General features: G+C 45.3%; 13 protein-coding genes and 1 other RNA gene. 5 read left to right on the top strand and 9 right to left on the bottom strand.

Translation table 11 applies throughout. From position 1 onward, the window contains the following. Nucleotides 1–39: 39 nt before the first annotated feature. From OCV54_RS00815 to OCV54_RS00845, 7 genes are all read right to left on the bottom strand, one after another. The gene (locus OCV54_RS00815; protein WP_015534504.1) at nt 40–534 is read right to left on the bottom strand and encodes a hypothetical protein; all 495 of its coding nucleotides are present in this window, start codon (nt 532–534) and stop codon (nt 40–42) included. Nucleotides 535–574: 40 nt separating this feature from the next. Next, nucleotides 575–1,165: an HD domain-containing protein gene (locus OCV54_RS00820; RefSeq protein WP_015534503.1), complete on the bottom strand. Its 591-nt coding sequence runs from the start codon at nt 1,163–1,165 to the stop codon at nt 575–577. Nucleotides 1,166–1,305: 140 nt separating this feature from the next. After that, nucleotides 1,306–1,569, bottom strand: an RNA gene (gene ffs / locus OCV54_RS00825) — signal recognition particle sRNA large type. Between the two features lie 76 nt (nt 1,570–1,645). Continuing rightward, entirely contained in the window at nt 1,646–2,155 is a 510-nt protein-coding gene (gene tadA, locus OCV54_RS00830) for a tRNA adenosine(34) deaminase TadA (RefSeq protein WP_015534501.1), read from the bottom strand. Between the two features lie 19 nt (nt 2,156–2,174). Then, nucleotides 2,175–3,173 (bottom strand): DUF6128 domain-containing protein, encoded by a 999-nt coding sequence (locus OCV54_RS00835; RefSeq protein WP_055145792.1) that lies wholly within the window; start codon nt 3,171–3,173, stop codon nt 2,175–2,177. 88 nt (nt 3,174–3,261) lie between these two features. After that, entirely contained in the window at nt 3,262–4,125 is an 864-nt protein-coding gene (rsmA, locus tag OCV54_RS00840; protein WP_055145795.1) for a 16S rRNA (adenine(1518)-N(6)/adenine(1519)-N(6))-dimethyltransferase RsmA, read from the bottom strand. 151 nt (nt 4,126–4,276) lie between these two features. After that, complete coding sequence (locus tag OCV54_RS00845; RefSeq protein WP_055222333.1) at nt 4,277–5,047, bottom strand: TatD family hydrolase; 771 nt, start codon at nt 5,045–5,047, stop codon at nt 4,277–4,279. Nucleotides 5,048–5,486: 439 nt separating this feature from the next. On the opposite strand from OCV54_RS00845, the gene OCV54_RS00850 reads away from it, so the two are divergent. From OCV54_RS00850 to OCV54_RS00870, 5 genes are all read left to right on the top strand, one after another. After that, nucleotides 5,487–6,674, top strand: coding sequence for a pyridoxal phosphate-dependent aminotransferase (locus tag OCV54_RS00850; protein WP_055222334.1), 1,188 nt, complete (start codon nt 5,487–5,489; stop codon nt 6,672–6,674). A gap of 110 nt (nt 6,675–6,784) precedes the next feature. Then, on the top strand, nt 6,785–7,405 hold the full coding sequence (locus OCV54_RS00855) for a Maf family protein (RefSeq protein ID WP_055222335.1): 621 nt from the start codon (nt 6,785–6,787) through the stop codon (nt 7,403–7,405). Nucleotides 7,406–7,546: 141 nt separating this feature from the next. After that, nucleotides 7,547–8,317, top strand: a complete 771-nt coding sequence (locus tag OCV54_RS00860) for a hypothetical protein (protein ID WP_055222336.1) — start codon at nt 7,547–7,549, stop codon at nt 8,315–8,317. A gap of 139 nt (nt 8,318–8,456) precedes the next feature. After that, nucleotides 8,457–8,783 (top strand): hypothetical protein, encoded by a 327-nt coding sequence (locus OCV54_RS00865; protein ID WP_262563195.1) that lies wholly within the window; start codon nt 8,457–8,459, stop codon nt 8,781–8,783. Between the two features lie 200 nt (nt 8,784–8,983). Then, entirely contained in the window at nt 8,984–9,412 is a 429-nt protein-coding gene (locus OCV54_RS00870) for a hypothetical protein (RefSeq protein ID WP_055222338.1), read from the top strand. 229 nt (nt 9,413–9,641) lie between these two features. Here OCV54_RS00870 and OCV54_RS00875 read toward each other — a convergent pair whose 3' ends face one another. Further along, nucleotides 9,642–10,520 carry a DegV family protein gene (locus OCV54_RS00875; RefSeq protein WP_022217329.1) on the bottom strand — a complete coding sequence of 293 codons (879 nt, stop codon included), beginning with the start codon at nt 10,518–10,520 and terminating at the stop codon, nt 9,642–9,644. A 136-nt stretch (nt 10,521–10,656) separates the two neighbouring features. Further along, a complete protein-coding gene (gene pncB, locus OCV54_RS00880; RefSeq protein ID WP_015534493.1) occupies nt 10,657–11,898 on the bottom strand; it encodes a nicotinate phosphoribosyltransferase in 1,242 nt (413 codons plus the stop codon). Nucleotides 11,899–12,355: the final 457 nt, after the last annotated feature.

A 12,355-nucleotide genomic window follows, 5' to 3' on the forward strand; every position in this document is an offset into this window, starting at 1 on the left:
TCATAGTCGGTGTGGAGTTTTATTGTATATTAACTATTATTAGTTAGCCAGAGCCTGAAGTACAGCAGCCTTCATCGCATCGTCACACTGCTCATCTCCTATGTACAATGTAACTGTACTCTTTCCGCCTGCAGGGAAATCAAATACTGCCTTCAGTGTCTTGTCTATATATGTTCCATCTGAACCATACTTTGCAAGATCCATGCTGACCTTTGTTCCATAATATGTGATTCTGAATCCACCGTTTGTTGTGTCCTCATAATACCATACTGTTGTCTTGGCCTTCTTATCAAGAGCGTCTCCATACGTAACACCTGTAGGAACCTTCTTCTCTGTTCCGTTGCTCTGTACATCTGTATAGACGATCTCATTCTTCTTAAGGCTGTCTATCTTGTCCTTTGCCTCATCGTTAGTACGATACTGAATATTACCCTTTACAAATATCTGAGCTGTCTCAGGAAGAACCAGATACACACCGCCACAGATAGCTGCTACCACAATAATGGCTACAAGGATCTTAACAAATGTCTTCATAATTATCTCTCCTATCCACAATCAAATTCATCAATCGATACTAGAACAGTTCTTTCTCAAGCTGGAATATGAAATCCTCAAGGAGCTGCATGCGTTTGCTGTACTCAAGTCGTCCAGCCTCCGTCTTACATCTCTTGATCTTTGGTTTATTGATCTTATAAAAATTCTTGATTCTGTAATATGCGCGCTTATAGCTTGCCTCGTCCTCTATAGCCGTAGCCATGGAATCCCACAGAACACTGATCGCTCCCACTTCATCCAGCAGGTCTGCATCCATAACTATCCTGCACTCAAGTGACAGATCTGCATCAGTATCCTTCTCCTCATGGATCATGATTATCTCGCCTATCTTGGCTATCTTCTGTGGATCGACTCCCAGACTGTCAAGATAATTGACAGCTATCTCTGCTCCGACCTCCCCATGTGGTCTCTCGTCATCCCAGCCCACATCATGAAGAAGTGCCGCGAGAACTATTATATCCAGATCTCCACCTAACTTCGACTGAAGCTTTATCGCCCATCTATACACCCGCATAGTATGTTCAAATCTGCTCCTGAATGGATAATTAGGCGGCCTACCATTAACGGCTGTCTGTTCCTTTACAAAATCAATTACTTCAGCGTAATTCATATCCGTTTCGCCCCTTGGAAATCACTATTCTGCAGCGCATAATAACACTGCAAAAGTATCATACTTGATGATAACATCTTTTGTGGGATTTTGCTATATTTTTTTAAATTTTTAATAAATAATGTTAAAAATAAAAAAATCCATGCGATCTTCCTTCGAAGCGTCACCATAGACGTTACCTCAGCAGTTAACTCAGCCCAGGCACCCTCACGGCACACAGGAGATTCCCCTTAGTGCTGCTTCGTCTCCGACCTGACACGGTTCGAAGATTCCTGTTGCGCGAGACCCAGACATCAACATCACTTACTGAGGGCAGCCCTACAGCGGCCACCCCTCAGGAAGACCATCACCCCTGCTATAGCGGATTGCAGGTACAGGGCGCCGCTACCTCCCCGGTTGCATGGAAACTTTAAAACATATTTAATTGACTGTGCACAAGATGCACCGCAGGCTACATTATATCTGACATGCCGCCCGCCGTCAAGCATTCTTCGCTTTTCCCTGTCTCAGGTCGCGAAAAAAGCTCTTCATCATCTCACTGCATTCATCCTGCCGCACACCACGTATAACCTCAACCTGATGATTGAACTGTTTCATGTCCAGCAGGTTTATTATGGAGCCCGCACATCCGGCCTTGGGATTCATACATCCTATCACCACATTTGGGATACGGGCCTGCACTATGGCCCCGGCACACATCTGGCACGGTTCAAGGGTCACATACATTGTGCACTCCTCCAGCCGCCAGTCGCCGAGCTTCTTTGACGCCTGTTCTATGGCCAGTATCTCCGCATGTGCAAGTGTGGTCTTTTTCAGATTTCTCTTGTTGAAGCCCCTTGCGATTATCCTGTCATCGTGGACTATGACACAGCCTATCGGAACATCGCCATTTGCATAAGCCCTCTTTGCCTGGGCGATGGCTTTATCCATATACTTCTCATGGATACGCCGCTCCTCCGGCGTCAGCTCATCTATATTGGTATCTTCCATTCTCTTTATCCTCTTCTTCCTATCTTATATCCACTATCCAGTAGCCGAAGCTGCCGGTCTTGATATGTGTCTCCTTCTCCGGCACGAATCTGTCAAATCCAAATATCCCGGCAAGGTATTTCTCCCTCGAGGAATACACCCCCGGAACTCCAAGTATGTAACTGACGCGGTCATCATCTGGGGAAAATATGACTTTGCCAAACATCAGGTATTTGTAGCTGTAATACCCGTGTGTCAGGAAGCTGTTCACCCCGAGCTTCCAGTTGCACATGTCCAGCAGACCTATGTCATTCGGGGATATCTTCACGCTCTCTATGACGCTGTCCAGCCCGTCATCCAGGGAGCTTCCCGGAAGAAGTGGCAGACGTTCATAGTTCTCAAACATTTTGTCTATCGCCGTTCCGGTCTCGGAGGTCTCGACCTCATCAGAACATACAGGCTCCGCCGGTGCAGCACAGCTCTCAAGCTCCAACTCTGCCGTGACCGTATCTGTTATGGAGGCCTCTCTCACCGCCTCGCTCAGTTCCTCAGCATCGCGGCCCGCACGTTTCGCATCCCACATTCTGGAATAATCTATCACACTGTCCGTCCAGGACGAACAGAATATATCGCTGTCGTAATACTCCTGCCCCATATTTCCATCCGGCTGTATACGCCTTATGACGATACCGGCAAATGCAGTCACAGGCCGTCCGCTCTCCATGACATCATCCCAGCAGAATGAGAAGCACTCCTCACCGTGTCCATTTCTGAGTCTCATCTTACCGACGAGCACCGGCAGAGGGATCATCACGGGTTCATTTGTCTGTTCACCGCCCACTGCGCCTTCGTCGGCCAGCGTCTCCCTGTAAATGAACACGCCATAGATTTCCTCTCTGCTGTTCATTCCGTTTCTCAGTCCAACCGTGAGTCTTCCCGTTCTCCCCACCTTTGCCACCTTGGCAAATCCTGAATTTTCACATTTGTATCCGTCGTGATACCTGTAAATATACGATATAAATCGGTTCCAGTACACCATAGATAATCCTCCTCTCCCTTCCGGAATTATGCGTCCTTTTCCGGGGGCTTTATCAATTATCTATGATTCTGTCTCACCACCTATGACATTATTTGTCCGTGAGAATGTCGCTCAAAGCTGCAAATTCCGCCAGGCTCAAACTTTCTCCACGGATATTTGCTGATATTCCAAGGGATTCCAAAGCCTTTGCGATCTGCTCCTTGGCAAATGACAGCTCTCCGCTGTTGGCTATACCATTCTGGAGAGTCTTTCTTCTCTGGTTAAATGATGCTCTTATCAGCCGGAACATGAGCTGCTCGTCCTTCACCTTGACCGGCGGCTCCTGGTATCTGTTCAGTCTGATGACCGCTGAGCCCACACCCGGTCTCGGTATAAAGCAGTTTGGCGGAACATTTGCCACTATATACGGCTCGGCATAATACTGAACTGCCAGGGACAGTGCTCCGTAATCCTTGGTTCCCGGGCCCACCTGCATGCGGTCCGCAACCTCCTTCTGCACCATGACCGTCACTGAGAGAAGCGGCACATGCTTCTCGAAAAGTCCCATGATGATCGGTGTGGTTATATAGTATGGGAGATTCGCAACCACCTTGATAGGCCTGCCGCCATTTCTCTCCTCCACGATCTTGTTGATATCCACCTTCAGTATGTCATCGTTGATGATGGTCACATTGTCGTACTCCGCAAGGGTCTCGTCCAGAATAGGGAGAAGATTCTTGTCTATCTCCACCGCCACAACCTGTCCGGCACTCTCCGCAAGATACTGGGTCATGGTTCCTATTCCCGGACCTATCTCCAGCACGCAGTCGTCCTTCGTGATGTCCGCTGCGCTGATTATCTTATTTATGACATGGGCATCTATGAGGAAATTCTGACCGAACTTCTTCTGAAATGCAAATTCGTATTTCTTTATCGTCTCTATCGTAACCTGTGGATTGCTTAACTTCTCCATGCTTTGTCCTTTCCTGCGTCCAGACAATGGCGGTTTCATCAAGATTTGTGTCACGACCAGGACTTTGTGGTATGCCTGCCTGGGGAATACCACAAAGTCCTGGTCTCAATTCACATTGCGAAACCTCCATTGCCTGTAATCTACGTTTTTATTACATCTTGTACATTTTCAGGGCATTCGCGTATGTCTGGTCATACACTTTCTGAACCGGAATGCCCTTGATCTCGGCTATCTTCTCAGCTATATAAGGTATGTTGAGGGCAGAGTTCCTTGTTCCTCTGAACGGAACCGGAGCCATGTATGGGGAATCGGTCTCAAGGACGATCTTCTCAAGAGGGATATCCTCCACGACCTCCTGAAGCTTCCGGCTGTTCTTGAAGGTGACTACTCCGCCAACCCCTATGTTAAATCCCATCTTAATATATTCTCTTGCCTGTTCTACGCTGTATGAATAACAGTGTATCACACCGCCATTTCTGCCGCCATCCATTCTTTTAAGCATCTCCATAGTGTCTGATGCCGCATCACGGCTGTGTATAATGATCGGCATGGTGAGCTCCTGCGCAAGCTCAAGCTGCCTGAGAAACCATTTCTTCTGAACATCCCTCGGAGGATCATCGTCGAAATGATAATCAAGACCTATCTCTCCTATGGCTCTCACCTTTGGATTATCCAGCACCATACTCTTAAGCTCCTGTATATCCGTCTCCGTCAGCTCACCGACCTCACTCGGATGTACGCCGACTGCCGCATAAAAATGCGGATATTTTGCGGCAAGCTCCACCGAATTCCTCGACGACTGCATATCCGCTCCGACGTTCATGACTTTGTCTATATCTTTCTCAAGGAATTCTGCAATTAACTGTTCTCTGTCCTCATCAAACTGAGTATCGTCATAATGACCATGTGTCTCAAATATCATATCTCAAACCTCTCTTATGGTACTAATGCATTGTTTATAGTACCGCAATATCGTATCCGTCACGCTGTATTATACAGAAATACCCGCACTTTGTGAACGTTTAATTATTTGTTTATGATTAGTTATTAATCTTTATAAATAGATTAATCTTTAAACACATTTTTTTCACAAATCCTGGATATACTAACAAACGTAAAGAGTTTTTCATTTATTTGAATCCTCTCTCCCCTCATTTTTTTGCAAGAGGCAGCAGATCTTCCCCGTTCTGTTACCTCTTGTTTTTTTGTGTCCAAAACTGTATATTTATTGTGATGTATAGATGTATATATGTACACATAGATTACATCAACGTATAATATGTGTCCACATTACATGTGTCATATTGCATTGATTTTATATGTATATTTATCATAACATTTTACATAACAGGAGGACTTTCATGATTTCAAAGAAATATTCATCAATGTTAAACAACACTTCCATCATCAGGGAATTTGCACAGTATGCTTCAAAGCGTGCCGCTGAGATCGGTGCTGAGAATGTGTTCAACTATACTATAGGCAATCCATCTGTGCCTACCACGGATGACTTCAACAAGGGACTTATCGACCTTATCCAGAATGAGGATTCACTGACACTCCATGGTTACAGCCCAACACTCACTATTTATTCTGTAAGAAAGGCTGTCGCAGATTCTCTGAACCGCCGTTTCGGCATGGAGTATGTTCCTGAGGACATTTTCATGACATCAGGTGCTGCCGGAGCCCTGGCCCACGCCATCAGATGTGTCACAGAGCCGGGCGACGAGGTTATCACATTTGCGCCTTACTTCCCTGAGTATGTACCATACGTTGACGGAACCGGTGCTGTTCTCAAGGTCGTTCCCGCGGACATAACTTCATTCCAGATCAACTTTGACGCATTCCTCGAGATGATGAACCCAAATGTTCAGGCAATCCTCATCAACTCGCCAAACAACCCATCCGGAATCGTCTACTCAACCGAGACTATAACACATCTTGCCCAGATCCTCACAGAGAAACAGGAGGAGTACGGACATGACATTTACCTTATATCAGACGAGCCTTACAGAGAGATCGTATTTGAGGGAACTGATTCGCCATTCATCTCAAAGTTCTACGACAACACCATCTGCTGCTACTCATTCAGCAAGTCTCTGTCACTGCCTGGAGAGCGTATCGGATACGTGGCTGTAAACCCTAAGTGCAAGGATGCCGAGCTCATCATCAACATGTGCGGACAGGTATCACGTTTCACAGGACACAACTGTCCTTCATCTCTGATACAGCTCGGAGTTGCAAAGGTGCTTGATGAGACATCTGATCTGTCTATCTACGAAAAGAACAAGAACATCCTGTACAAGGAGCTCACAGCTATGGGATATGAGTGTGTTGAGCCAGGCGGAACCTTCTATATGTTCCCTAAGACTCCTATCGCAGATGCAAATGAGTTCTGTAACATGACTGCCCATGAGCTTGATCTGATCCTTGTTCCTGGCGACAGCTTTATGTGTCCAGGACATATGAGACTGGCTTACTGTACTACAACAGATATGGTTGAGCGTTCTCTGCCACTGTTTGAGAAGGCTATTAAGATGTGTAAATAATGATCTGTGTATGAGTTTCTATATCAATATCATGTCTTATCAGTATAGATATTATTGGCACTAATCTTGTTTATACAAAATTATTTTAGGAAAGTATAGAGATATAACATATGACTAACATAAAAATAATTCTCGCCTCCGGATCGCCAAGAAGGAAGGAACTTCTGGCTCAGGCGGGATATGACTTCGATGTATGTCCAAGCCTATCTGAGGAAGATCTTGAGGTGATGGCTCCATCAGAATATGTGATGCTCCTTGCCAAGATGAAGGCAGATGAAGTGTGCAACAGGCTCATCGCCGAGGATGTGGGAAGGCGGGTTAAGAAGCTTCCTGAACGCTTTGTTGTTCTCGGCGCAGACACCGTCGTTTCACTGAACGGCAGGATTCTCGGAAAACCGTATGATTATGACGATGCATACAACACCTTGAACAGTCTGTCAGACCAGACGCATCAGGTATACACCGGTGTATGCCTGATATATGTGGAGGGAAGGGCAAAGACTTCGAGTTCTTTCTTCGAAAAGACGGACGTGACCTTCTATCCTGTATCCCACAACGAGATCATCCAGTACCTTGCGACAAATGAGCCATTTGACAAGGCGGGCAGTTATGGTATTCAGGGCAAGGGCGGCCTGTTCGTAAAGAGAATTGAGGGCGACTACAACAATGTTGTTGGATTGCCGCTTGCCAGAGTTTATCACGAGCTTGAGGAATTAGTATCGGAAGAGTAGATATACTAACCACCAAAATAAATAAACCAGCTGCTGCTACATTTTGTAACGACGGCTGGTTTATTTTTTACTGTAAATATTTAGTGTAATTTGCCATATTCTGATTTATACTTTACTTAAACAGAAAGGGGCGAAACAATTATGAACGACAAGAAAAAGAAAAAGATCCTGTTAATAGGTGTTATCATAGGGGTAATTCTTGCAGCGATCATTGTAAGTGCCATCATTCTTTTCAGGGATGACACCAAGGAGGGTGTCCATGAGGGCAATACCTTCACTGAAAAGATAACCGAGAGCACAACAGAGAAGAAAGCGGAGGTCAAGACGACCACCAAGGCTACAACCGAGAAGGCAACCAAGTCTGAAAAGACCACCAAGGCTGCTACCACGGATAAGGGTAAGAAAACCACGGCTACAACTACAGAGTCTGCAACGAAGAAACCGGGCAACCAGGCAACGACTGAGGCTAAGACATCGGGTGGAGATAATGGTAAGGTAACGACCAACCAGACAGTTACAACCGAGACACCAACTGAGAGACCTACCACGGCTGCTACAACCGAGAGACCAAAGCCGGAGCCAACGACCACTGAGCATGTACATACCTGGAAGGATGTATACGAGACTCAGGAGAAGAAGGTCTGCATATCTGAGGCTTGGGATGAGGACGTGTACGAGAATCAGTCATTTTGCTCATACTGTGGAAAGAACATAGACGGAAATCCTGACCATATTTTTGAATGTGGAAAGAAGTATTATTCCGAGGCTCTTGGAGAGGAGATTTACTCTGGTTCAAGCGAGATAATCAAACCCGTCAAGGTAGACACCATCCACCACCCTGCCGAGTACGAGATCCAGAAGGAAAAGGTACTCGTAGGCAGAAAATGTAGCACCTGCGGCGCATGGCAGTAGTTGATACAAGGAATCCTGATGTGAAAACATCGGGATTCTTTTTTTGTGCATTCGTATTTGCATCTGTTCTATATTCACTTGTTCTCTGAAATCTCCCCTGGCGGCGAAGCCCCTGGTTAATTCCCCTTCTTAAATCAATATGTGTAAATGTTTAGACATATTAAACTCAAGGAAATCTCTTTTGACCTCCTGGGATTTTTACAGCAAGTTTTTACACTATAATTTATTTGTTTATGAGGAAATGTATGATAAGATAAATCATATGGTTTACCAAAGAGTAGAGGAGCTGGAGAGCATGTGTGAGAAGATTGAAAGATATGCGGAAAAAAGAGAAATAATAATGTATATCACTGCGTATTTGGAAAATAGTGCATCCAAGGAAACGATAATAGACAGGACTATGAAAAAGTTCAATATTACCGAAGAGGATGCAGAGGAGTACTATGCCGAGGTATTTCAGCAGTAATACTTAGCCTGAAAGCGCAACGAAGAGATAGGACCAGTGTGTAACAGCATTGGTCTTATTTTTTTTAGATGGGGATGAGGGTGGTTCTGCCCTGATTAATTTCCCACTTAAATCAATATGTGTAAACAATCTGATATATTAAACAGGGGAGTATCAGCCCTGGGACCGGGATATCGCGGGTTCAGGAGAGCGACTAAAAAATGCAAAAGCCAGGGAACAAAAGGGGAGAATTTTACGTCTGTATATCATATAAAGGCATTTCAATGCCAGGAAATAATTGCAAGTCACAAAAAGTAGTGGCAGAAAGGATGGTATACATGGTTACAGAGTATGATTTCTATGAGGAATTGAAGGATGCAGTAGTGAAAGGGCTGAGTGGTGAAATTGAAAACCTCAGTGTCAGGATAATTGAGAGAAGAGAGTTTGAAAAAACAGACTTTAAACTCTGTCTTGCAGTGTTATGTGGCTCAGTTGTCGAACTAAGGGTGATGGCAGATGAGTGGTATGATCCGGCGGCGCAGGAATTTGATTTTTCAGGGCTGATTTTAAAGATCCGGGATGCCCTGGACAAGATCTATGACAGGTATGGGATCACCGGATTAGAGCCGGGCAAAGGCTTGGTTACTTAGAGGTGTTCATCCATGTGGCCTTCGCCCATCCATTATTCTTATTTGACGCCTGGGATACAAACCTTGCTACCGTCATAGTAGTGCGCATTTGTACACTCAACTGCCTTGAAAGTTCTTCCTTCAGAGGGCAGTTTATCTTACGTATAATTAATAATCTGTTCAAAGAAAAAGTGACAGGCGTCATATATACAGACATCTGCCACTTTTAATTACATCTCATATTTATCTTCTATCTCAGTTCCTTCTTCACATTGAAGACAGTTCCAACAACCTTTGGTCCTGCATTGGATGCAACTGCTGCCCCGATCTGGAAATAGTCTGATGGGCCATATCCAACCTTCTCCGTCATACGGGTTGTCAGCTCATCTCTGACGGTCTCATCATTTCCGTATACTACCTGGTACTCTGAACCTGGCTCCATCTCTTCTACTGTGACATCCACCATCTTTGCCATGAGTTTCTTCTCACCGCGGCACTTGATTGCTGTCACGATCTCATTTGCCCAGATCTTCATGATAGGCTTCACGCCAAGTGCATCTCCAACCAGAGCTGCAGCGCTTGGGATTCTTCCTGACTTGGCCGCATACTTGAGTCCATATATTCCAAAGTATATCCTTCTCTTTGGGAGTTCATCCTTCAGGTACCACACGATGTCCTTGGCATCCTTGCCTTCCTGCACCATCCGCGCTGCCACAATGACAGGATACCCATACTGTCCGCTATATCCTATTCCGTCAAATACATATATACTGCACTTCCCGGCACACTCAGGATATTCCTCCTCAAATTGATCTGCGGCCTGCTTTGCATTTGCATATGAGGCAGAACCATCCTTGTTGATGCTTACATATATAATATCCGTGTAACCCTGCTCCACCAGCTCCTTATACACCTCGCCGAACTGGTACGCTGTGATCTGTGATGTCTTTGGAAGATCATCATTCTCTGCCATGAGCTTGTAGAAGCCCTCATTGTCAAAATCGACTCTGCTCAGATAAGACTTGCCACCTATTACGACCGGGAAAGGAAGAATCTTGATTCCAAGCTCCTTCTCCTCATTCTCTGAAATGTCACTGGCAGAATCTGTCATTATAATAATTTTTCCCATAATTCACAAAACTCCATTTTTTGCTAATGAGCAGACGCATGAAAATGCGCTGCGCGCGGCGTCTGCGTGCTTCATAAGATGTCACTAAGCCCAGCTTAGTGACGGCGCACCCAGTGCGCCACCTCCTTACGAAAAGTTACTTATCATTCTCCATACGCCACTTGATACATCTGTTGAGATAATGAACATAATCAGGGTTCTTGCACATACCCTTGCCCTTATCATCAGATATCTTGGCAACATCCATGCCGTTACATGCTGTAGTCTTCATAACTATGTTGAGCGGTTCATCGCACGTATCGTTGGATATATATGTTCCTATTCCAAATGCAACCTTGATCTTGTCCTTAAAATAGCTGTTGAGTTTGTCCGCTTTCTCGAAATCAAGGCTGTCGCTGAACAGAAGTGTCTTGGTCTTTGGATCAAGTCCAAGCTTCTCATAATGATGAACCATCTTGTCGCCCCACTCATAAGGATCGCCACTGTCGTGTCTCACCCCACTGAAAAGTGTCGCATATGTGAGCTGGAAATCCTTTAGGAAGCAATCTGTTGTGATGGCATCAGTGAGAGCTGTTCCGTTCAGCACTCCATACTCCTTAACCCATGCATCCAATGCATACCAGTTGGAATATGCAGGATTGTGCTTATGATTACCCTGTCCAACACACATGATCCACTCATGCGCCATAGTTCCAACCGGAACCAGATTATACTTCCTTGCCAGATATACATTACTTGTTCCGACAAATGTTGAACCCGGATACTTGCGCTTGCTGAGTTCCTTGACTGCAAGCTCCTGAGCTTCAGCCGAAAGTCTTCTTCTGAGTCCAAACTCACTGAAAGCTCCAAGGTTATACTCTCCGGTCTCGACTTTTCGGACCTTCTCATCAAGCTTCTCCCTGAATGATGCAAGCAGCTTATCATAGTCATCGTTCATTCTGAAGTAGACCTCATTCACTATAGCCAGAGTAGGTATCTCATACATGGAAGTATTGAGCCAAGTGCCTCTCGCCTCTATCTTCAGTCCACACTCAGCGTCATCTGATATCTCAAAGTCCTCATATCTTGCCTTCCAGAGTCTCAGGAAATCAACATAAGAACCCTTTATCCACTTGATATTGTGCAGATACTCAAGCTCCTCCTCTGTAAATCTCAGATCACAGTAGAGCTGTATCTGTCTCTTGATCTCATCAACCATCTCCTTTGTGAAGAACACGTCAGTATTCCTGCACTTGAATGACCATGTTGTCTTATAGTCACTGAACTGATGGTAAATCGCCTGTCCCATACTAAACTTGTACATATCCGTTTCAAGCAGGCTTGTGATTATTCTTTCCATTTTTATACTCTTCTTTCTCTTTTTATCCGCTCCACACATACGGCTTAACCGCCATATATCACGGAAATACGGAAGTATACGCAAGTTCAAATACTTCCACTTATAATAAGTTAGCACACAGCCCGCTGTCAAGCACTATTACCTTGCAACTATCACACATAGTATTGTATAATGTTACCGTTCAGAGCCATGCAGCACAATATAAGAAGTGGCTTGTCATGCTTGCATGAACAAGGCATTTCTTATATTGTGCTATACGGCGGATACGCCGCACCGAACAGGCTCGAAGAGACTGTGAGGTGGCATGGCTCTGAACACAGCAGAGTCGTACACTTCGAACAGGCTCGTAAGAGACTGTGAGGTGGCATGGCTCTGAACACGGCAGAGTCGTACACCAGCCGAACAGGCTCGTAAGAGACTGTGAGGTGGCATGGCTCTGAACACAGCGGAGTCGTACACTTCGAACAGGCTCGAAGAGACTGTGAGGTGGCATGGC

The sequence above is a fragment of the Coprococcus aceti genome (genome assembly GCF_025567285.1).
GTDB lineage: Bacteria > Bacillota > Clostridia > Lachnospirales > Lachnospiraceae > Coprococcus > Coprococcus aceti.